The 22,799-nt window shown below is 59.6% G+C and carries 17 protein-coding genes; 5 read left to right on the forward strand and 12 right to left on the reverse strand.

Annotation, left to right across the window (positions count from 1 at the left end):
- The first annotated feature begins 78 nt into the window (after positions 1-78).
- On the forward strand, positions 79-474 hold the full coding sequence (locus tag FDP08_RS11060; RefSeq protein WP_137436213.1) for a glutaredoxin family protein: 396 nt from the start codon (positions 79-81) through the stop codon (positions 472-474).
- A gap of 126 nt (positions 475-600) precedes the next feature.
- On the forward strand, positions 601-3,009 hold the full coding sequence (locus FDP08_RS11065; protein ID WP_137436214.1) for a phosphoketolase family protein: 2,409 nt from the start codon (positions 601-603) through the stop codon (positions 3,007-3,009).
- On the opposite strand, the gene FDP08_RS11070 is transcribed toward FDP08_RS11065, so the two are convergent.
- From FDP08_RS11070 to ald, 7 genes are all read right to left on the reverse strand, one after another.
- A complete protein-coding gene (locus FDP08_RS11070; protein ID WP_137436215.1) occupies positions 2,990-5,746 on the reverse strand; it encodes a cation-translocating P-type ATPase in 2,757 nt (918 codons plus the stop codon). The two genes, FDP08_RS11065 and FDP08_RS11070, sit on opposite strands and share 20 nt — an antisense overlap.
- A 136-nt stretch (positions 5,747-5,882) precedes the next feature.
- Positions 5,883-6,494: a Yip1 family protein gene (locus FDP08_RS11075; protein WP_137436216.1), complete on the reverse strand. Its 612-nt coding sequence runs from the start codon at positions 6,492-6,494 to the stop codon at positions 5,883-5,885.
- A 67-nt stretch (positions 6,495-6,561) separates the two neighbouring features.
- Positions 6,562-6,840 carry a carbohydrate kinase family protein gene (locus tag FDP08_RS11080; protein WP_170979014.1) on the reverse strand — a complete coding sequence of 93 codons (279 nt, stop codon included), beginning with the start codon at positions 6,838-6,840 and terminating at the stop codon, positions 6,562-6,564.
- Positions 6,841-6,910: 70 nt separating this feature from the next.
- The gene (locus tag FDP08_RS11085; protein WP_137436218.1) at positions 6,911-7,195 is read right to left on the reverse strand and encodes a substrate-binding domain-containing protein; all 285 of its coding nucleotides are present in this window, start codon (positions 7,193-7,195) and stop codon (positions 6,911-6,913) included.
- Between the two features lie 109 nt (positions 7,196-7,304).
- Positions 7,305-8,921 (reverse strand): alpha-amylase family glycosyl hydrolase, encoded by a 1,617-nt coding sequence (locus tag FDP08_RS11090; protein WP_137436219.1) that lies wholly within the window; start codon positions 8,919-8,921, stop codon positions 7,305-7,307.
- 208 nt (positions 8,922-9,129) lie between these two features.
- Positions 9,130-9,702: a glutathione S-transferase family protein gene (locus FDP08_RS11095; protein WP_137436220.1), complete on the reverse strand. Its 573-nt coding sequence runs from the start codon at positions 9,700-9,702 to the stop codon at positions 9,130-9,132.
- Positions 9,703-9,730: 28 nt separating this feature from the next.
- On the reverse strand, positions 9,731-10,849 hold the full coding sequence (ald, locus tag FDP08_RS11100) for an alanine dehydrogenase (RefSeq protein WP_137436221.1): 1,119 nt from the start codon (positions 10,847-10,849) through the stop codon (positions 9,731-9,733).
- Between the two features lie 264 nt (positions 10,850-11,113).
- On the opposite strand from ald, the gene FDP08_RS11105 reads away from it, so the two are divergent.
- The gene (locus FDP08_RS11105) at positions 11,114-11,842 is read left to right on the forward strand and encodes a dienelactone hydrolase family protein (protein WP_228263359.1); all 729 of its coding nucleotides are present in this window, start codon (positions 11,114-11,116) and stop codon (positions 11,840-11,842) included.
- 175 nt (positions 11,843-12,017) lie between these two features.
- Here FDP08_RS11105 and FDP08_RS11110 read toward each other — a convergent pair whose 3' ends face one another.
- The 3 genes from FDP08_RS11110 to FDP08_RS11120 all read right to left on the reverse strand — a co-directional run bounded on the left by FDP08_RS11110 (position 12,018) and on the right by FDP08_RS11120 (position 13,937).
- A complete protein-coding gene (locus tag FDP08_RS11110; RefSeq protein ID WP_007154967.1) occupies positions 12,018-12,224 on the reverse strand; it encodes a cold-shock protein in 207 nt (68 codons plus the stop codon).
- Between the two features lie 240 nt (positions 12,225-12,464).
- Positions 12,465-12,845, reverse strand: a complete 381-nt coding sequence (crcB, locus tag FDP08_RS11115; protein WP_137436223.1) for a fluoride efflux transporter CrcB — start codon at positions 12,843-12,845, stop codon at positions 12,465-12,467.
- 177 nt (positions 12,846-13,022) lie between these two features.
- Positions 13,023-13,937 (reverse strand): LysR family transcriptional regulator, encoded by a 915-nt coding sequence (locus tag FDP08_RS11120; protein ID WP_137436224.1) that lies wholly within the window; start codon positions 13,935-13,937, stop codon positions 13,023-13,025.
- A 188-nt stretch (positions 13,938-14,125) separates the two neighbouring features.
- Here FDP08_RS11120 and FDP08_RS11125 point away from each other — a divergent pair, with 188 nt between their 5' ends.
- The gene (locus FDP08_RS11125; RefSeq protein WP_137436225.1) at positions 14,126-15,637 is read left to right on the forward strand and encodes a CoA-acylating methylmalonate-semialdehyde dehydrogenase; all 1,512 of its coding nucleotides are present in this window, start codon (positions 14,126-14,128) and stop codon (positions 15,635-15,637) included.
- Between the two features lie 28 nt (positions 15,638-15,665).
- Positions 15,666-17,336: a GMC family oxidoreductase gene (locus FDP08_RS11130; protein ID WP_137436226.1), complete on the forward strand. Its 1,671-nt coding sequence runs from the start codon at positions 15,666-15,668 to the stop codon at positions 17,334-17,336.
- Between the two features lie 19 nt (positions 17,337-17,355).
- Here FDP08_RS11130 and FDP08_RS11135 read toward each other — a convergent pair whose 3' ends face one another.
- The gene (locus tag FDP08_RS11135) at positions 17,356-19,809 is read right to left on the reverse strand and encodes an acyl-CoA dehydrogenase (RefSeq protein WP_228263360.1); all 2,454 of its coding nucleotides are present in this window, start codon (positions 19,807-19,809) and stop codon (positions 17,356-17,358) included.
- Positions 19,810-19,912: 103 nt separating this feature from the next.
- Positions 19,913-22,777 (reverse strand): RNA polymerase-associated protein RapA, encoded by a 2,865-nt coding sequence (gene rapA, locus FDP08_RS11140; protein ID WP_137436228.1) that lies wholly within the window; start codon positions 22,775-22,777, stop codon positions 19,913-19,915.
- Positions 22,778-22,799 lie beyond the last annotated feature (22 nt).

A 22,799-nucleotide genomic window follows, 5' to 3' on the forward strand; every position in this document is an offset into this window, starting at 1 on the left:
GAATGATACTGTACGCGCTCCCGTATCTGGTGAGGTGCTTTATCGGCCCACCCCTCTAATCGGAGCCTTATCCTGTCCATGAGAGTTATTATTCGTTATTTCTTCCGCACCCTTCGCCTGATCCTGACACCGTTCATGTTGATCAGTGAAAAGCTCAGCACCCCCACGGGCGTCGAGCGGCCCCCTGAAGAACAAGGCCGTGTGGACGATGCCTGCAAGAACCTGGCACTCTACCAATTCAGTGCCTGCCCGTTCTGCATCAAGGTCCGCAAGGAAATCGCTCGCCTGGGACTGAATATCGAAACCCGTGATGCCCAACATGACGATAGTCACCGTGAAGCCCTTGCCGCCGGCGGCGGGCGCGTCAAGGTGCCCTGCCTGTTGATTCGGGAAAACGGCAACGACCAATGGCTGTACGAATCTGACGACATCAAGTCCTGGCTGCAGCAGCGGTTTCAACCCGCCAGTACTTGATTCTCCCCTCCACTACCAGGTGAATAAACGGTAAAACAAGATGCAGGTCCGACTGATCTGCATCAACGGTATACCGGGTTCTGGCCCCTATAATCGCTTCATATATTGAAGCCGAGGAGGCCGGTCATGTCATCCCCCAGAAATCCGGACTCAGCCGAGCAGCCCGTTTCCGAATACGAGCGCTGGCGGCGGGGTTATGGCGTAATCCAGCACAGCGAAACCACGTGCGCCCAGGCCCGGCAAATGGCCGGCGATCTGGTGGCCGAAGGGTTTCAACCCGACACAGACTCCGTCTATCGCAAGCTGGCCAGCCTGGACCGTCTGGCCAGTGCCGGCCTGTGGCTGGTAGCGCACATGACCTACACCAAACGAGTAGACACCAGCGGCACGCCCCTGCAGCCCACAGACTTCAAAACCAATCCCGAGGGCCATACGGGTGGGGCGCTGAACATGGTTCCTGCCTATGCCGCCTACCTGGCGCTGAACAACCTGACCGGCCAGACCAGAAGCTGGCTGATGGGCCAGGGGCATTGCGTCGCCGCGATTGACGCGCTGAACGTGCTGACGGGCAACCTGCACCTGGAACAGCAGGACCGCTACCAGGGCAAGGACGGGCTCTCCCGCCTTGTTTCCGATTTCTATAGCTACCGCCAAAGGCCGGACGGTGGCATGGAGGCCCCCCTGGGAAGTCACGTCAGCCCCCACACAGCCGGCGGTGTCATCGAAGGTGGCTATCTCGGTTTCGCAGAACTCCAGTACGCCCACATGCCACTGCCGGGTGAGTCACTGGTAGCCTTCCTGTCTGATGGCGCCGCAGAAGAACAGCGCGGCAGTGACTGGGTGCCACGCTGGTGGCGGGCAGAAGATTGCGGCTCGGTACTGCCCATCATGATTGCCAATGGCCGACGGATAGAGCAACGCACGGAACTGGGAACCCGCGCGGGCCTGGAACGATTTGGCGAACACCTGGCGCATTGCGGTTTCGAGCCGCTGCGTTTTGATGGCCGCGATCCGGCCGCCTTCGTTTGTGCCCTGTTCAATATGGAGCGAAAGCTGGGTGACTACCGCCAGCAGGCCCTGAACGGGGTGCGGCCCTACCCGGTCCCGATTCCCTATGGCATCGCCGAAACCACCAAGGGTTTTGGCTTTTATGGCGCCGGCAGCAATCCCGCCCATAACCTGCCACTACCCGGGAACCCCAAAATGGATACCAGAGCCAGGGAGCTGTTCCATCATCATGCCGGTTTGCTATGGGTACCACCCGAGCAACTGGCCAATGCGGTCTGCGAACTCAACCAGCATTGGCAACAGGAACGTCCCTTGGAACGGGACCATGCGCTGGCGACACGCAATCCGCCAGATCCGGTTATACCAACACTGCCTCCCTCCAATGATTCGGGCTCACCAATGTTGGCAGTGGACGATTTCTTCAAGGCGCTGGTCGAGGCAAACCCGGAGTTAAGGGCGCGCGTAGGCAACCCGGATGAACTGGCCAGTAATCGCCTGGAGGGTGTACTCAATGGCCTCAAGCACCGGGTAAATGACCCGGAAAGCGAACAGGAGTCTGTTCACGGGAAGATCATCACCGCGCTCAATGAGGAAGCCGTAGTGTCGGCCTGTCTGGCCAACAAGGCAGGGTTGAACCTGGTGGCCAGCTACGAGGCATTCTGCGTAAAAATGCTGGGGGCAATCCGCCAGGCGCTGATCTTTGCCCGCCAGCAGAAGGAAGTCGGCAGGCCCGCCCGCTGGCTCGGTTTCCCGGTGATTGCCACCTCCCACACCTGGGAAAATGGCAAGAACCAGCAATCCCATCAGGACACCACTTTTTGCGAAAGCCTGTTAGGGGAAATGAGCGATGTCAGCCGCGTCCTCTTTCCTGCCGACTATAACAGCACCCTGGAGGCGCTGCCCGGCGTCTACCTGGGGCGGGGGCAACTGACCTGCATGGTGATACCGAAACGTGGTCGACCGGTGGTGTTCGATCGGGATGAGGCACAGTTGCTGGCAAAAAACGGCGCCCTGGTGGTGGATGAGGATACCTCCCCCGGCGAACCTGTCATGCTGATCGCCAATGGCGCTTACCAGCTTTCCGAAATGATCCGTGCCAGCGAGCGGCTGCGGGAAACCGGCACACCCTTCCGGCTGGTGTATGTGCAGGAGCCCGGCCGCTTCCGCGAACCCAGGGATACCCTGGAAGCGGCGCAGTGTATTCCTGGTCTGGAGCAGGAGCGCCTGTTCCCCAGGAGGATGACACGTCGTGTTGCTCTCACCCACATGCGCCCGGAGGTCTTCCGGGGCCATCTTTCGCCGCTGTTCCCTCAGCCGTCGAAATCCCGTGTCCTCGGGTACATCAACCGCGGTGGCACCCTGAACGAGGCAGGCATGCTGTTTACTAACCGCAGCTCCTGGGCCCACGTCCTGGCCGCCTGCGCAGATGTCCTGGAACGGCCGCCCGGGGAGTGGCTCTCCAGTGCGGAGCTGGCTGCCGTCGAGGGACGCGGCGATGCCGCCATCGTCACCCGGAGCCAGAACTGAGGGCGCCTCCGGCGCCCTTGTCCCATCGACGCCTGAGCCAGGTTTCCAGCTCCAGCACCACCAGCACGATCACTCCGGCACTCGCCGCAAAGGCCAGAGCACCAGGGGTAAGAGGGGCACTGGCAAAAGTCTGGTGAAACAATGGCAAGTAGGTAAATAGCAATTGCAGCAGAATCACCGCCCCCACCGCCATCAATACAATGGGGGTGCCCAGAACCCCCTTCAGGGTAATGGACGCGCTATCCAGGTAGCGTACGGCGAACAGGTAAAAAACCTCCATCGCCACAAGGGTGTTCACCGCCAGTGTGCGGGCAACCGATTCATCGTCAAACCGGTACATGGCCCAATACCAGGCGGCGAAGATACCGATCAGGAACAACAGGGACACAAAAGCGACCCGCCAGACCACAAACCCTGCCAGCAGTGACTCGTCTCTTGGCCGCGGAGGCCGTTTCATGACATCCGGTTCGGTAGGCTCGAACGCCAGGGTCATTGCCAGGATCACCGAACTGACCATGTTGACCCAGAGAATCTGCAGCGCTGAAATCGGCAACGCCAGCCCCAGCAACAGAGCCGTGATCAGGCTGACGGACTCGCCACCATTAATTGGCAACATGAAGGCAATGCCCTTCTTGAGATTGGTATAGACCGTGCGCCCCTCCCGCACGGCGGCAGCAATACTGGCGAAGTTATCGTCCAGCAGTACCACCGAAGCTGCCTCCCGGGCGGCCTCGGAGCCTTTGACTCCCATGGCGATGCCAACATCGGCACGCTTGAGGGCAGGTGCATCGTTCACGCCGTCACCCGTCATGGCCACCACGCCATGCAACGCCTGTAATGCCTCTACCAGTCGCAGTTTGTGTTCAGGACTCGTGCGGGCAAAAATATCCACCTCGCTGGCAACCTGCTTCAATTCGTTCTCGTCCAGCCGATCCAACTCACGGCCGGTGATCACCCGGGAGGTATTCTTCAGCCCCAGCCGTGCGCCAATGGCACTGGCAGTCATGGCGTGATCGCCGGTAATCATCTTTACCCGGATACCCGCGTCGTGGCAGTCCTGAATAGCGCGGATAGCTTCCTGCCGCGGCGGGTCCAGAAGACCCACGAGACCCAACAGTTCCAGCCCGTCCTCAACGTCCTCGACGGCAAGAGTATTCTGCGACGCCTCGGCCGGCCTGCGTGCCAGGGCCAGCACTCTCAGCCCTTCGGAGGCCAGCTCGGAAACTGCACTGCTCCACTCTTCCCGGCCCAGTGACGCGGTTTCGCCATTATCGGTCACCATGCTGGCGCACATTTCCAGGATCCGTTCAGGGGCACCCTTTACGTAGACCACGCCATGGCGATGATGATCATGGTTGAGTGTCGCCATGAAGCGGTACTCAGCGTCAAAGGGCACTTCATCAGCCCGTGGCCACTGCCTGCCATCTGTCTCCGGATCGAACCCCGCCTTCTGGGCAAAAACCTTCAGGGCTCCCTCCATGGGGTCACCGGCAACCCGGATCGTTCCCTCATGGCGTTCCAGGTGGGCGTCGTTGCATAGCGCGGCGGCTCTCGCCAATTCATCCAGCAGCGGATTGTCGGAGACTACATCATTGCCGTGGCGAATATCCCCCTCCGGCTCGTAACCTTCGCCCTCTATATCCAGACGCTTTCCGGCCACCACCGCGGCAGTCACCATCATTTCATTGCGGGTCAGGGTTCCGGTTTTGTCGGAGCAGATCACTGATACCGCACCCAGGGTTTCGATCACCGGCATTCTGCGCACAACCGCGTGACGGGTTGCCATCCGTCGAACGCCGATGGCCAGGGTTATGGTGAGAATCGCCGGGAGCCCCTCGGGAATCGCCGCCACGGTCAGGCCCACAACCGCCATGAACAGATCCCGAACCGGAAGCCCGCTCAGGGCGAGGCCACCACCGAATATCGCGATACCGGCAACAATGATGACCATTGACAGGTAACGGGCAAAGCGGTCGATCTGCTCAAGCAGGGGCGTTTTGAGGGTAGTGGTATCCTGCAGCAAGCCGGAAATCCGGCCGATTTCAGTGCTTTCTCCTGTCCTGACGACCACCCCGCGGCCGGTACCTGTGGCCACCATCGTGCCCGAAAAGGCCATATTGAGCTGGTCACCGAGGACTGCATCTGCTGGCTGCACATCGGTTGTTTTGTTTACCGGTTCGGACTCTCCGGTCAGCACTGCCTCTTCGATTTTGAGGTTATGGCAGCGTTCCAGCCGGAGATCGGCTGGCACCCGGTCACCGGGTTCCAGGACTACCGTATCACCGGGCACCAGGTCGGCGGCGTCTATCTTCTGCTGCCCTCCTTCGCGAACCACCACGGCCTTGGGTGCGAGCATGTGCCGAATCGCCGAGAGTGCCTGTTCGGCCTTGCCTTCCTGTATAAACCCCACCAGGGTCTGGACAACCACCACTGCCATAATCACCGTGGTATCCACCCAATGGCCCAGCAGGGCGGTAATCACCGCTGCCGTAATCAGAACATAAATCAGGAAGTTTTTAAGCTGATTGCCAAGGCGGGCAAGAGGACCGCGGCGACGTGCTTCCGGCAGCCGATTGTGACCATATTCATTCAGTCTCTCGGCCACTTTCTGTGCCGACAATGGCCCTGCAACAGACAGCTCCGAACGGGCTTTATCGATTTCAATGGCGTGCCAGTGCACGTCATCGAAACCTGCAGGTTCACCAGCTTTCAATGGCGTGGATTCAGAAGATGACATTGCCGGACTCCCTGGCCATATACCTGCCGATATTGAAACCGGAGGCAGGCCCGGAAGGGTTGCTTCAGGTCAAGAGTTGCCCGGAAAGGCCGGGATCGCCGGCCTTTGATTCGCCTTTTCAGCAAACATTCGCGCTCTAGCCTTGCACAAACACCGGGCCAAAACCGTAGTTCCAGAGGATAACGGAGCCCACACGAGTGGAAACCAGAATCACCAGTGCCACCGTCAGCAGTGCACCGACATACATTACCGCCTGGTCCTTTGGGATGCGCATGACAATGGGCAGACCTTCGTACATCAGCCAGGCACCATAGCCGGCCGCTGCCAGAAAAACGAGTGCATTGAACCAGGGCACCGGATACAGCAGAGCGAACCCGGCCAGGAACAGCGGCGTGCACGAGTACGCTGCCAGTGCAATCGCGTTGGAAGGCACCGGCTCCTCATCAGCGCCGTAGGTCCTGGCCATCCAGTTGATCGCATACCCCAGAGCAAACACACCCACCAGCATGGCCAGGTAGGTGAGTACACTCATCTGGAATGCGCTGATTTCTGTCAGTTTGATCAGTCGGTCACTACCGACTGTCCAGCCAAAGTGCGCCGTGGAGATGTAGGCACAAATCGGCGCTATGGCTGCAAGTACCAGTACATAGGCAACATAGAGTCTTCTGGGGGGCGCATGTTCCTTGCGGATTTCTGCCCACTCACTATCGGGATGGGTAAACAGACCAAATGCGTGATTCAGGAGCATAGCTCGACCCCCCTTGGGTTGAGATTGTTATTGGTCTGGATAATTACGTTCTGCGGGTCTCAACAGATCAGACCCGGCCTGTTTCCGGCACGAGATGCTGCAAACGGTCAATCGTTGGCAAAGCATCAAATGCACCGAAGTGCATGGCCGTGTAGGCGCCGCAACGAGCGGCAAATGCCAGTGCCGCCTCGAGGTTTCCCGGCACTGCCAGCCAGTCACTGAAGGCTGCGCTTCCAATGGCTTGCGTACCAAGCCCAAACAACAGGCCGGCAACAAAGGAATCACCGGCGCTTTCCCCGAACAGCGCCTCCAGCTCCTCGCGGCTGAACTTAACGATGTCCGCCATACCGGCAGCTTTCAGGATATGAGGTGCCGGCCTTTCATCGGCCGGCCAGAGCAGCTGCCGACAGTTCACGTCAAAGCTGACCAGACAGCCGTGCGCTCTGGCGCGCCGCATCATTGTAAAGGTAGTCTCCCGGATAGCCGGCGCCGTGAACGTCTTCCGGCACCCTCAGGCCCATTTGCAAAGCTGCCTGAATAGCCGCCAGGGCAATCCGGTCACTCATACACAGCATGATCTGCGGTTCCCGGGCCATGGCGCGGCTGATGGCCACTCGCTGGCGCTGGCCGCCGGACAATTCACGGGGTTTGCGTTGCGCAGGCTGGTGAGCTGGAGTACCTCTGCAGTCTTCTCCACCCACTCCCGGACCTTACCCCTGTTGGCCTTGTCCAGTTTCAGCCCGCAGTTCCACACAAGCCATGGTGGAGACTCCTCTGTTGAACCCGGTTCACCGACCGGGCCCGGATGTTTTATGTTTCAGCAAAAAAAGCCTGGTACGGTGGCAGCACGAGTTCATGACCATCCAGATACCCGTCAAAACCATGACCTTCCTGCGGCCCGGATATCGCGCAGGGTAACGGCAGCCGCAGTTCCTCGCCGGTGAGGTTCAGTGCCACCAGCAGGGACTGCTCGCTGGCTTCGCGGATCCAGCACAAGGCATCACCGGTGTTGTCAAGCACCGTTATATCGCCCCGAACCAGCGCAGGCTGCTGCTGGCGCCAGTGGATCAGCTTGCGCACCGCATTAAGCGTGGAGGCCGGGTCCGCTTCCTGTTGGCTGACAGCGAACTCCAGGTGATCACGGTCCACCGGCAACCAGGGTTTTCCGGAGGTAAATCCGCCCTTGGGTACCGGCTCCCACACGATCGGCGTACGACATCCATCGCGGCCGCGGAATTCCGGCCAGAAGCTGATTCCGTAGGGGTCCTGCAGTTCTTCATAGGGTACCGACGCTTCAGGCAGGCCGAGCTCTTCACCCTGATACATGGACACACTACCCCGCAAGGACAGCAACAGCGCCATCAGTACCCGCGGGTATAGCCGCAGATCCTCCCCGCCATCAGCCCAGCGCGACACCACCCGCACCACGTCATGGTTGCTCAGGGCCCAGCAGGGCCACCCATCTCCCAGACCTTCCTGATAACGGCGCACCACATCACGCACATACTCCGGGCCATGACGGTCAGACAGCAAGTCAAAAGAATAGGCCATGTGCAGGCGGTCATTGCCTGCGGTGTATTCGGCCATTCGCTCCAAGGGCTTGTCGTCGCCAATCTCACCCACCAGCGTGGTTTCCGGATACTCATCCATCAGCGCTCTCAGGTCGTTGAGGAAGCCGATGTTTTCCGGCTGGCTCAGGTCGTTTACATGGCGCTGGTAGGTATACGGGTTCATGCCCTGGGCAACAAAGGTCTTGTTCTCCCCTGCCGGTACCGCCGGGTTATCCGCCAGGCTCTGGTTATGGAAGTAGAAGTTGACCGTATCCAGCCGAAAACCGTCCGCTCCCAGATCCAGCCAGAAGCGCATGTTATCCAACTGGGCCTGGCGCACCTCAGGATTATGAAAGTTGAGATCCGGCTGACTCGCCAGGAAATTGTGCAGGTAATACTGCCCCCGCCGGGTATCCCAGGCCCAGGCACTGCCGCCGAAGATGGACAACCAGTTGTTGGGTGGCGTGCCATCCGGCTTGGGGTCGGCCCAGACAAACCAGTCCGCTTTGGGATTATCGCGGCTGCGGCGGCTTTCCTCGAACCAGGGATGGGCATCGGAGGTGTGGCTGATAACCTGGTCAATGATGACTTTCAGATTCAGCCGGTGAGCCTTGCTGACCAGGGCCCGGAAATCCACCATGGTGCCAAAAAGAGGATCAACGCCCCGGTAATCGGACACATCGTAGCCAAAGTCCTTCATCGGCGAGGTAAAGAAGGGCGACAGCCAGATGGCGTCGACACCCAGTGATGCCACATAGGGCAGCTTTTCGGTTGCCCCCTTGAGGTCACCAATGCCATCCCCGTTGCTGTCCATGAAGCTGCGGGGATAGATCTGATAAATAATGCAACCCTTCCACCAGGGCTGTGACTGGCTCATACACATAACTCCTCGGTTAACCTTTGACCGCACCCACCGAGTCGGCCAGTGTCAAATACGGGCCGCCGGGTGCACTTTTGCCCTCGTTGTTGAGCAAAAGTCCGGAACGGGCGTAGGTGTTGTTCGATAGATAGGTTCTGCAACCTTGAGGAAAGCTTAACTTTTCAGGTGGGAAAGCCGGCCAGGCGGGGCCCGGCCGGCCAGAACGTTACACTTTTCTCGGGTCTGTGGCACCAACCAGTTCATCGTTGCGATGGTGGTCCCGGAAGCTGAGCAGGCTTTCAACGCCGGTAAAATCCACCAGGTCCCGGAAATCCACCCAATCCACCAGGCTGTACAGGCACATGGCCGGGTAGTTCCACTGGGTGAACTGGCCATCATCAACCATGGCTGCCAGGGTTCGCATCGTTGTCATGATGCGTTCACGCTGGAGGTTGAAAAACATCAGGTTCTCGCTGGTGTCGATGCCCGACCGGGACGACAGCAGCAGGATAACGGCCGAATCGTTGGCGGCATCGATCAGCGTCAGCTGGTTTTCCTGATCCCAGCTCAACGGGGCAAGGCCCTGTTTCTCACTGATGTAGCGGGCAATCACTCTGGAATCGTAAACCTCCTGGTCACCGTCAATCAGCATGGGAATTTTCAGCGCCGGGTTGTTGCGCCTGAGCTCGTCCCTGCCCTCGCCATAAATGTCGAGATTCACGAACTCATAGTCATTGTCAGCCAGCAGCAGCCGGATACGACGGACGTAGGGGGATGTGGTAGAGCCAATCAGTTTCATGAAATCTCCTCGTTGGATTGGAATGGAGTTACTGACCGAGCAGCGCTTCGGGGTCGGCAAACTCGTAGCCGGTGGCCTCCGCAACCTCGCGATAGGTCACCCTGCCCTGATAGACATTCAGGCCATTGCGCAAGTGGTGGTCGTCTTTTATCGCCTGCTCGGGGCCCTTGTTAGCCAGGGCGGCAATAAACGGCAAGGTTACATTATTCAACGCCAGTGTAGAGGTTCTGGCAACGGCGCCCGGCATATTGGCTACGCAATAGTGCACTACACCATCCACCACATAGGTCGGGGCATCGTGTGTCGTGGGCCTGGAGGTTTCGGTACAACCGCCCTGATCAATGGCCACATCCACGATAACACTGCCCTCCGGCATGCGGCTGACCATATCACGACTGACCAGTTTGGGCGCAGACGCCCCCGGAATCAGCACACCGCCAATCACCAGGTCCGATTCGGTCACTGCCTCATCCAGGGTTGCGGCCGTGGAAAACAGGGTGCTGATGCGGTTGCCGTAAAGATGGTCGAGGTTTCTCAGTACGTCCATGTTCCGGTCCAGCACTGTTACGTGGGCCCCCAGCCCGATAGCCATGGCCACCGCATTCTGCCCGACCACGCCGCCGCCAATCACCGTCACCCGTGCCGGGCTGACTCCGGGCACACCACCCAGCAGCACACCGCGGCCCCCCATGGATTTCTCCAGGCAGTGGGCACCGGCCTGAATCGACATTCGCCCCGCCACTTCCGACATAGGCGCCAGCAACGGCAGTCGGCCATGGCTGTCTGTCACTGTTTCATAGGCGATGCAGGTGGCACCGGACTTCACCAGGTCGTCCGTCTGGGCCTGGTCCGGCGCCAGGTGCAGATAGGTAAACAGGGTGTGGCCCGGCGTCAGCAACGCTCTTTCAGTGGCCTGGGGCTCCTTGACCTTGACGATCATCTCTGCAGCGCCAAACACGGCCGGACCATCCTCCAGTATCTCCGCACCCGCTTTCTGATAATCCTCGTTGCTGAACCCGATCGCCGAACCTGCGCCAGCCTGAACATAAACGCTGTGCCCATGTTCGCAAAGCTCGTGCACGGCCGCAGGCGTCATTCCTACCCGGTATTCATGATTCTTGATTTCCTTCGGTACACCGATTTTCATCCGCTGCCCCTTGAATCCATGGAGTAAACAATGTGTCATCCGCTAGAGTGTAGTAAAAAGATCTGACACCGGCAGTAGCAATTGAATGCATCGGTTCAATGGATTCCGGCGTAAAACACCGGACCAGCCAGACAATCGACCCAAATGGAGCAGGAACCTATGAACATACACAAGCATGCACGAGCGGCATCTTCCTTTTCGAAGCCCGCGGCGCTTTCCCTGGCCGTAGCACTCACCCTGACCAGTGGGCAGGTATCAGCAGAAATGCAGACAGAAACCGTGGAATATGAAATCAATGGTGAGACCTTCACCGGCTACATGGCTTACGACGACGAAGCCGACGGCAAGCGCCCCGGTGTTCTCGTGGTCCATGAATGGTGGGGACATAACGAATTTGCCAGGGAGCAGGCTGAGAAGCTTGCCGCGGCTGGCTACACCGCTTTCGCCCTGGACATGTACGGTTCGGGCAAGCTGGCGGAACATCCTGAGGATGCCCAGCAATTCATGAAGGAAGCCACCAAAGACATGGATCAGGTGAAGGCCCGATTTATGGCCGCCATGGAGCTGCTGCAACAGCACGACAGCGTCGACAGCAGCAAGATTGCGGCCCAGGGATACTGTTTCGGCGGGGCCGTCGTGCTGAATATGGCCCGCCTGGGCGTGGACCTGGACGCCGTGGTCAGCTACCACGGCCCCCTGGCCAGCCCGATAAAGGCTGAAGCCGGCAAGGTCCAGCCCCGGATTCACGTCTACACCGGTGGCGCGGACCAGATGGTGCCATCAGACCAGGTGTCTGGCCTGGTGAAGGAAATGCAGGACGCTGAAACCGACCTGACCCTGGTCAGCTTCCCGGGCGTAATGCACTCCTTCACTAACCCCGGCGCGGACAAGGTCGCCGAGGAGTTCGATATGCCCATTGCCTATGATGAGGATGCTGCCAACCGGTCCTGGAACGGCACAATGCGGCTCTACGACGAAGTCTTCAAAGACTGAGGAGTCAGAGGGCACCAGCTATGGTGCCCTTTACTTCTTCCCGCACCTCTTCTACCTCACGCCCGGTAGCTACTGCCGGTCAGTGCGGCAATCACTATGGGCAGGGGCAGAATCACAAAAGCCGGGCACAAAAAAAGGCAGCCGAAGCTGCCTTTCTGGCGATAACGACTATCAGTTAGATAGCAGTTACGTTTTCCGCCTGAGGACCTTTCTGGCCCTGGGTAACGGTGAACTCAACCTGCTGGCCTTCTGCCAGAGTCTTGAAACCGCTGCCCTGAATTGCGCTGTAGTGAACGAATACGTCCGGGCCGCCTTCACGAGTGATAAAGCCAAAGCCTTTAGCTTCGTTGAAGAACTTAACAGTGCCGGTAGTAGTAGACATACTTAAACATTCCTGAAATCAATCATTTTATCTTGCCGCCAGGCCATCGTCATGATGCCCGATCAGCGTTTACGGAAATACAGAACTCGCGGAATCAAAAACAGGACGGTCACTACTAACTGCGGAGATACGTTCTATTCATGAAAGCTTTGCTGAATCTTTCCTACGAAAATAACTTTACTCTTTGTTACCGGAATTGCCAACCCTATTTTTAATTTATTGCATAAGTAGTGATACCCATCATCCTCGGACCAGGCCAAAGGTGTAAATTCCCAATGCAGTCATGAGGATAGAGCCAACAACATGGGCCAATATGCCGGCCAGGGCCATGCTCCATTTGCCTTCCTGGATGGCGGAGAACATTTCCAGGGAGAAGGTGGAGAAGGTGGTAAGGGCGCCACAAAGACCGGTAATGGCGAACAATCGCCATTCGGGTGCGAGGGAGCTGCCGTGTACGAAATAGCCGATCAGCAGGCCGACGAGCCAGCCGCCCGAGAGGTTTGCCACCAGGGTGCCGTAGGGGATAGCGTGATAACTGCTGTTGAGCCAGAGGCCCAGGGCCCATCTCAGGTTAGCGCCTATAACAGCTCCGGCGCTTACGGCCAGGATTGATAGCCACATGCTTCTGATTTACCTCATATTTGGGTGCTCGCCGGGCGTTGCCATCCCTTCCCGGGATGCGCTACGAGCACATCCATGTGCGCTTGAGTGAAGCCGTCCTTGGCTTCACACAATCCCGGGAAGGGATGGCAACACCCGGCGCCAGTCCTCGGAGTATGCCGTCAAACACTCCTCAAGTTAAGGTGTTGTTTCAGCAAGACCCCAGACCCCGGTCAAAGTCTCCAACGCCTCGGCAATCAGCGGTTCATCCTGCCGGTCACGATGCCAGATGAAACTCAGGGCACAGGGCAACTGGACCCCTTCCACGACCACCAGCCCCCTTTCCTGGCGCTCGGCCATGGCCAGTGCGTCCCTGGCGAGGCTGAGGCCTACTCCGGCCCGGACCAGGTCCAGCATGCAGGCCTCCTGATCGACCTGGGCGACGCCGCGGGGCGCCAGGCCCAGCGGGTCCAGGATGCCCTTGAGCAACCGGTGATGAACGGAGTTCTCGGGTGTGACAATCCAGGGCATGGCGGCCAGCTCGGGCCATTCGTTCGACACAATCCGTTGCCCCCAGCCTGCCGGAGCAATGACATAATAGTGAAAGCCGGTCAGCTCCCGATGGGCCACTTCAGGCGCCAGCACACCCGGGCCGGCTCCGGGCGGGGCCAGGAAAAAACCAACGTCCAGGCGGCCATCCCGGACCTGCTCCAGAACACTGCCACTCATCCCCTGCCGCAGTTCCGTTTCCAGTTGGGGCGCGCGCTCCACCAGCCGGTGCAGGAACGCGCCCAGGCGAATGAACTCGGGGTCGACAATAGTGCCGATCCTGAGTCGTCCTCGCAGGGTGCTGTGCAATGCCCGGGCGCTCTGTTCGAACGCCGACATGGTCGCCAGTGCTTTTTCTGCCGAAGGCAGCAGGGCCTGGCCGTCTGGTGTGAGGACCAGGCCCTGGGGTTTGCGCAGGAACAACTTCAGGTCCAGCTCATCCTGCAGTTGCTTGAGCTTCAAGCTTACCGCCGGCTGTGTCAGGTGAAGGCGGGCCGCAGCGCGGGAGACACTTCCTTCCCGAGCAACCATAACGAAAGCCCGCAGGCTCTGGAGGGGATGCATAGAACGCCTCATTGGCACCAAATTGATATAAGAATAACTTATATCGTGCTTTTAGAAATCTCAATTGCTTTAGCCTCTGATCCACTCTAGCCTTATGGTTAAAATTCCACCAATATCGACAAGAATCCGGACCGAACCCATTTCCTGGCACTTCCAAAAGGTTTCACGCGAAAAATACAGAGGCAACCATGACCACGGCAACCATCCAGCATTATATCAATGGCGAAATATCTGCAGGCACGTCCAGCCAGTCCCAGGACGTGTCCAATCCGGCCACTGGCCAGATCACCGGTCAGGTTGCCCTTGCCAATCGTGCGGATGTGAATGCCGCCGTCGCGGCAGCCGATGCGGCCTTCCCGGCGTGGGCCGATACCCCGCCGATCCGTCGCGCGCGGGTGATGTTCAGGTTCCTGGAACTGCTGAACCAGCACAAGGACGACCTGGCCCGGGCCATCACTGCCGAGCATGGCAAGGTCTTCACCGATGCCCAGGGCGAAGTGGCCCGCGGCATCGACATCGTGGAATTCGCCTGCGGCATTCCTCAGTTGCTGAAAGGGGATTACACCGAGCAGGTCAGCACCGGCATCGACAACTGGACCATGCGCCAGCCCCTGGGCGTGGTGGCCGGGGTCACGCCGTTCAACTTCCCGGTCATGGTGCCCATGTGGATGTTCCCGGTCGCCATCGCGGCGGGCAACACCTTTGTACTGAAGCCGAGCCCGCTGGACCCCAGCGCCTCACTGATGATTGCCGACCTGCTCCGCCAGGCGGGGCTGCCCGACGGCGTGTTCAACGTTGTCCAGGGCGACAAGGAAGCGGTGGAAGCGCTGATTGAGCACCCCGATGTGCAGGCGCTGAGCTTTGTCGGCTCCACCCCGATAGCCAACCTGCTCTACGAAAAAGGCGCGAAACACGGCAAGCGCATCCAGGCCCTTGGTGGCGCCAAGAACCACATGGTGGTGATGCCCGATGCTGACCTGGACAAGGCCGTGGACGCCCTGATCGGCGCTGCCTACGGCAGTGCCGGTGAGCGCTGCATGGCCATCAGCGTGGCTGTGCTGGTTGGCGATGTGGCCGACAAGATCATGCCGCAGTTGGCTGAACGGGCCCGCACACTGAAAGTGAAAAACGGCGAGCAGCTCGACGCCGAGATGGGCCCCATCGTTACGGCCGCTGCACATCAGCGCATTACCGGCTACATTGACAAGGGTGTGGCCGAGGGTGCTGAACTGGTGGTTGATGGCCGTGAGTTTGACGCCTCAGGCACCGGCGAAGGCTGTGAAGAGGGTTTCTGGATGGGCGGCTCGCTGTTCGATCACGTAACCCCGGAGATGACCATTTACCGGGAAGAAATTTTTGGTCCGGTGCTTGCCTGTGTGCGGGTTCCGGATATCGCCACCGCCATCCGACTGATCAATGACCATGAATTCGGCAACGGCGTCAGCTGCTTCACCGAAAGCGGCACCGTGGCGCGGGAATTCGGCCGTCGTATCCAGGTGGGCATGGTGGGCATTAACGTTCCGATTCCGGTTCCCATGGCCTGGCACGGTTTCGGTGGCTGGAAGCGCTCGCTGTTCGGCGATACCCACGCCTATGGTGAAGAAGGCGTGAAGTTCTACACACGCCAGAAATCCATCATGCAGCGCTGGTCCGACTCCATTGACGCCGGCGCAGAATTTGTCATGCCGACTGCCAAATAACGGCTGAACCAGCTGCGGGGAAAGCGCCATGTCCGACAACAACAAAGCACAGGGACATCACGAGTTTGACTACATCGTGATAGGCGCCGGCACTGCCGGCTGCCTGCTGGCCAACCGGCTGAGTGCAGATCCGGCCAACCGGGTATTGCTGATCGAAGCCGGCGGCCGGGACAACTATCACTGGATTCACATTCCGGTGGGCTACCTGTACTGCATCAACAACCCCCGTACGGACTGGTGCTTCCGCACGGATCCGGACCCCGGACTTAACGGGCGCACGCTGATCTATCCCCGGGGTAAAACCCTGGGCGGCTGTTCCAGCATCAACGGCATGCTCTACATTCGCGGCCAGGCCCGGGATTACAACCAATGGGCGGAGATCACCGACGAAGAAGACTGGAGCTGGGACAACTGCCTGCCCGACTTCATGCGCCACGAGGACCACTACCGTCTGGATGACGGCGGCGACGCCGACCCGGAACACGACAAATACCACGGCCACGGCGGCGAATGGCGCGTGGAACACCAGCGCCTGAAATGGAAAGTGCTGGAAGACTTTGCCACGGCCTGTGTTGAGGCTGGAATACCCCGAACCCGGGATTTCAACCGGGGGGACAATGAAGGTGTCGATTATTTCGAAGTGAACCAGCGCTCGGGCTGGCGCTGGAATACCGCCAAGGCCTTCCTCCGCGGCGCCCAGAAACGCCCCAATCTCACCCTCTGGCATTCCACCCACGTGCTCGGCCTGGAAACGGAAACCTCCGATTCCGGGCCCCGTTGCACGGGCGTGCGTGTTGAGCGGCCGGATAGCGGTGAGGTCGTTGCCAGGGCGAAACGGGAGGTCATCCTCTCAGCCGGCGCCATTGGCTCACCGCAGCTGCTGCAGCTTTCCGGCATCGGCCCGGCTGACCTGTTGAAAGAGCATGGCATCGAAGTGGTGAAAGACCTGCCCGGGGTTGGCGAGAACTTGCAGGATCATCTTCAGATCCGCTCTGTGTACAAGGTAAAGGGGGTCACTACCCTGAACACCATGGTCCATTCACTGGTCGGCAAGGCCCGCATCGGGCTGGAATATCTGCTCACCCGCTCCGGCCCCATGAGCATGGCACCGTCTCAGTTGTGCCTGTTTACCCGCAGCTCCGCCGAGTACGACTACGCCAACATCGAGTATCACGTCCAGCCCCTGAGCCTGGACGCCTTCGGCCAGCCGCTGCATGACTTCCCGGCCATTACCGCCAGTGTCTGTAACCTGAATCCGACCAGCCGTGGCACGGTACGTATTCGCAGCAAAGATCCGAAACAGGCACCGGCCATTGCCCCCAATTACCTGAGCACACCGGAAGACCGGAAAGTGGCCGCGGATTCACTGCGGGTGACCCGACGCATCGCAGAACAGCCTGCTTTCATGCAGTACCAGCCTGAAGAGTACAAACCGGGCCTGCAGTACCAGACCGACGAGGAACTCACCAAACTGGCGGGAGATATCGGTACCACCATTTTCCATCCGGTAGGCACCACCCGAATGGGCCGCGCCGACGATGAGCTTGCGGTGGTGGACCCCCACCTGCGGGTGAGGGGTGTGGCAGGTCTGCGGGTGGTCGATGCCGGCGTGATGCCCACCATTACCAGTGGCAACACCAACTCGCCCACCCTGATGATTGCGGAAAAAGCCGCCCGCTGGATCCTGGGCGGCGATTAATCTCGCTTCTGGCCTCTGATCAGGCCGGGTTATGGTCGATCAGCGTGTCCTTGTTGCGGGCAAACTCGTCGAACGGGAAGTCGTCAACGGTCAGCATTTCCAGGACTGTGGCTTCATACTGGCGCATGAAGTCTGCCTCTTCCTTGGTAAAGATATCCGCTTCCAGGGCAGCCTCGAAACGCTCTTCAGGATGCAGGGCTTCCATTGGCAACTGTCCTTTGGCATAAGCTTTGGTTGCCTTGCGATAGAGCTGTTCGGCCTTGTCGTAGTCTTTCAGCAATCCATTATATTGGGCGACCGGGTTTTCAACCGCGCCCTTGCCTTCTCCTGCAGTGGTCCAGGCGCCCGCCAGCAGTTTTTCACGCACCGGGCTGTCGGTGGAGATAGCCCGGGCCAGTTTGCGGGACAGGTCGTCGTGGGGCTTGTCCCAGCGGCGGCCCAGGGGCATGGTGATGGCACGCAGGGCCAGGGCCACCGGACGGTTGGGCAGGTTCTGGAGGAATTCGTCCATGGCGTTTTCCGCGCGGTACAGCAACAGCGCCATGCTGTATTCCATCAGGTCCCGTTCGCCGTCGACCGGCTGGGATTCGTGCCAGTTCTTGAGCACCATGGAGGCCAGGTAAAGGTTTGCCAACACATCGCCAAGGCGGGCCGAGATGAGTTCGCGCATTTTCAGCTCGGAGCCCAGCGTGGTCATGGCGGCGTCTGCGCACAGGCCAAAGGCGGCGCTGAAGCGGGCCACGCCCTGGGCGTATTTGCGGGCATGATGATCGAACGGCACATCGGCCTTGCCAATGCCCAGCGCCTGGGTGAAGGCACGGGCTGCGTTGCCGAAAATCAGGCCGGCGTGGCTGAAGAAGGCATCGTCGAAGGCGTCGATGTCGTCGTTGTCTTTGGCCGCCAGCTCCTTGAGCACATAGGGATGACACCGAATGGCGCCCTGCCCGAAGATCATCAGGCTGCGGGTCATGATGTTGGCACCCTCAACGGTAATGGATACCGCCGCACCGCTGAAACCGATGCCCAGGTAGTTACGTGGGCCGAGGGTGACGGTCTTACCGCCGTGGACGTCCATGGCGTCGGTAAGCACTGCACGCTGCATTTCGGTCAGGTGGTATTTCAGAATCGCCGAAGGTACGGCCGGCTTCTCGCCTTTATCGATCATGTTGGCGGTCTGGTTCACCGCTGACTGGGCGATGTAGGTTTGCGCGGCGATGCGAGCCAGGGGCTCCTGAACGCCTTCCATATCTGCCACCGGCGTATTGAACTGGCGGCGAATGCGGGTAAAGCCACCGGCGGTGCCGACGGCATAGGCTGCAGTGCCCGCCGCACCGGAAGGCAGGGTAATACAACGGCCAACAGAGAGGCACTCAACCAGCATGCGCCAGCCCTGACCTGCCATTTCCTGACCACCGATGATGTAGTCCAGCGGAATGAACACGTCGTTACCCTTGATGGGGCCGTTCATGAACGGTGTGCCAATGGGGCAGTGACGGCGGCCGATTTCCATCCCCTTGGTGTTGCGGGGAATCAGCGCGCAGGTAATGCCATAGTCCTTGGTGTCGCCCAGCAGTCCGTCCGGGTCGAACATGCGGAAGGCCAGGCCCACCACAGTGGCAATCGGTGCCAGGGTAATCCAGCGCTTCTCGAAGTTCAGTCGCAGGCCGAGCACTTCCTTGCCTTCGAATTCGCCCTTGCAGACGATACCGGTATCCGGCAGCGAGGTGGCGTCGGAACCGGCGCGGGGACCAGTGAGGCCGAAGCAGGGAATTTCTCGACCATCCGCCAGGCGCGGCAGATAGTGGTTCTTCTGCTCTTCGGTACCGTATTTGACCAGCAACTCACCGGGGCCGAGGGAGTTGGGCACGCCGACGGAGATCATCAGCATTTCGTTGCCTGCCAGTTTCTGCAACACGGCTGTCTGTGCTTTGGCGGAGAAGTGCAGGCCGCCATATTCCTCGGGAATGATCATGCCGAAAAACTTTTCTTTCTTGAGGAAGTCCCACAGTTCTTCCGGCAGGTCGGCCCGCTCCACCGCTACGTCCCAGGAGTTACACATGGAGATGGCCTGGGTGCACTGGTTATCGACAAATGCCTGTTCCTTTTCAGACAGGCCGGTGTTGCGATTGATCAGCAGGTTGTGCCAGTCCGGACGACCGGTGAAAAGTTCACCGTCCCAGTTGACGGTGCCCGCTTCCAGGGCCACTTTTTCGGTATCGGAAACCTTGGGCGCCACCTTCTTGAACATGGCGAACACCCTTGGTGTCAGCCAGCTCTGGCGGAACCCAGGCAGGCCGGCGGCCGCTGTGATGGCCGCTCCTATAAACAGGATCAACGCCAACAGGCCCGACGCGAAGAACAGCGAAAGCAGGCCTGTCACTACCATCACCCCGATAGCGGACCTGGCACCGGATTCGTTGCGCATTACAGCAAGGAGCCCGGCAACAGCAACAAGAAACAGTATGAAAGTCATCATGGATACTCTCTGTCGTCCGTGGTTTTGAATGTCAAAAACTACAATTCGTTACGTTCAACCTACCTGATCAGATGAATTCTGACCAGCAACTGGTTCACCATCAGGCAGTTACAATCACCCGAATACCTTCCAGTGACAGGCTGGCCTGGCCCAGCGCCGTCTCCGCTGCCGCCAGCTGTTCCCGGAAAAACCCGATTTCGTCGTCACGGATGGCCGGATTCACCTTTTTCATTGCCTCCAGGCGGCGGATTTCCGGGCCAAACACTTCCCTGACCCGGGCCAGAGCAGACGTTCGCAGGGGCTCCAGTTGCGGCTCGGCCAGTGCTTCCGCATGATCAACCATGGTTTCCACCTGCGGGCGGATCTGGGGCACGATGGCCTGGGCAGTGCGCCGGCGAATGTTGGAGCACATGTCGTTGAGCCGGTCGTGAGGCAGGGTTGCCGACAGATTCCGTCCGTTCACATCCACCAATAGCCGTAACGGTGAGACCGGCAGATAGCGGGACAGTTGCAGTGACTCCGGGGCCGGGCAATGCACCGTGAAAAGGGCCTCCAGCAACAGCGTACCTGGAGGCAGGGCCTTGACCGTCATACTGGCCAGGGCCGCCTTGCCCAGCCCGGAACTGGTGACCGATTCCATCACCCCGGTCACCAGCGGATGTTCCCAGCTCATGAACGCCATGTCTTCGCGCTCAAGGGCCTGCTGGCGGCTCCAGGTAACGGTCATGCCGTCTTCCGGCAGTTCGGTCACGTGCCCGGCCTGGTATTGCTCCCCCGGGCGCAGCACATCGGCATGTTCGGAGTGGTCTTCCACGTCCACTCCAAGGATGTCGCAGGCCTCGATCATGTAGTCCCGTACCCGGGCCGATTCCTCCTCGGATTCGATCTGGCTGATCAGTGCATCAGCGACCTCAGGCCGGCAGGAATTGAGTTCAATCAGCGCATCCCGGCCGTTGCGCAGCAGGGTGCGCAAGCGTTCCGCCTCCTTCTGCGAGGCCTCAAGCAGGGCCGGCAGCTCTTCAATCTGGCCGTCAATGGCGGCCTGCCACTGGGCCGCAACATGTTCGTGCACCGCAACGCCCACTGAGCAGCTTTCGCTGAAGGCATTCAGGCCTTCCTCGAACCAGCGGTACTGGCTTTCCTGGGCTGTCCCCTGCAGGTAGGGAATGTGTATGTCGATGGTGTCGGTCTGGCCGATTCGGTCCAGCCGACCGATCCGCTGCTCCAGCAAATCCGGGTTGGCAGGCAGATCAAACAGGATCAGGTGATGGGCGAACTGGAAGTTGCGGCCCTCACTGCCGATTTCCGAGCAGATCAACGCCTGGGCGCCCTGCTCGGTGTCGGAGAAGTAGGCGGCTGCACGGTCCCGCTCGATCAGGCTCAGGTGCTCATGGAACGCAGCACTGCGGATACCTGCGCGAAGTTGCAGGTAGTGCTCCAGTGCCATGGCCGTCGAGGCATGGGCACAAATCACCACCACCTTGGCCGGTTTCAGACCGCTCAGGGTCTTTTCCAGCCAGGCAACGCGAGGGTCTTCCGCCAGCCACTGTTCTTCCTCCATCGCGGTTTCCGGGGTCAATCCGCCAATACCATGGACAATGTCGTTGTGCTGATAAATCCCGGGGCAAGGCAGTGCAGCCGGCAACGGATGGCGTTCCGGGAAACCCTTGATCGCCGCACGGGTGTTGCGGAAGAGCACGCGTCCGGTGCCATGACGGTCCAGCAGCGCATCAATCACCGCCTGTTCCGGTTGCTCGGCGGACATTAACGCGTCCAGTTCATCACCCAGCCAGTCCTTGAGGGAGTTGCGGTCATCGCTGGAAAGGGCCGTCACCCCCTGCTCACTGATCTGGGACACCACACGGTTGATCACTTCGTACTGTTTTTCTTCTTCCTTGAAGGCCTCCAGGTCGTGGAACCGCGCAGGGTCCAGCAGACGCAGGCGTGCGAAGTGGCTGGCCACACCCACCTGCTCCGGTGTTGCCGTCAACAGTAACAAGCCCTTGCTGGTTGCCGAAAGCTGTTCAACCAGACGGTATTCCGGGCTGACCGCTTGCGGACTCCAGGCCAGGTGATGAGCCTCGTCCACCACCATCAGGTCCCATCCCGCGGCAATGGCATCCGCCTGGGCCTGCTCACTGGCCATCAGGAAGTCCAGACTGCACAGCGCCAGCTGTTCGCTCTCGAACGGATTCTCATCGGCGTCGGCCAGGTCGTCGTCCTCTTCCGGCAGCTCGGCGAAGTCCTCCATGGCCTCGTAACGCCCCTGATCAATGATCGAGAACCGCAGATTAAACCGCCGCAGCATTTCCACCAGCCACTGGTGAATCAGCGAATCCGGCACCACGATCAGCACCCGGCGAGCACGGCTGGTGTGCAGCTGGTAATGCAGGATCAGGCCTGCCTCAATGGTTTTGCCCAGGCCCACTTCGTCCGCCAGCAGAACCCGGGGGGCATAGCGTTTGGCCACTTCGTGGGCAATATAGATCTGGTGCGGCAGGTGTTGGGTACGCGCACCAATCAGACCCTGGGCAGACGATGCCCGCAGCCGGTCCTGGTGTTGTGCCGTTGCCATTCGCAAACGGAACGCACCATTGCGGTCGAACTGCCCGGCAAACAAGCGCTGGTGGGGGGCTGAGAAATCCACCAGACTACTGAGCTTCACTTCGGAGATCTGGGTCAGATTATCGCTACCATCGTCAGCGTGATACATCAGCACGCCGCCCAGATCGTCAACCGCCCGGACCAGATAACGCTCGCCATCAAAGGTCTCTATTTCTTCGCCAATCTGATAGATGATTCGCGACAGAGGGGCATTATCGATGGCGTAGGTGCGCTCTTCGTCTGCGGCGGGAAAGCCCAGCGTCACCCGGCGACCGGAAATATCCGTGACAATGCCCAGGCCCAGCGCAGTATCACTGTGGCTGACCCAACGCTGGCCGATTACAAATTCCGATGTATCCAAGAAACCTCCGACGGATTTAGCT

Origin of the sequence: Marinobacter panjinensis (assembly GCF_005298175.1) — a bacterium.
GTDB classification, from domain to species: Bacteria; Pseudomonadota; Gammaproteobacteria; order Pseudomonadales; family Oleiphilaceae; genus Marinobacter; species Marinobacter panjinensis.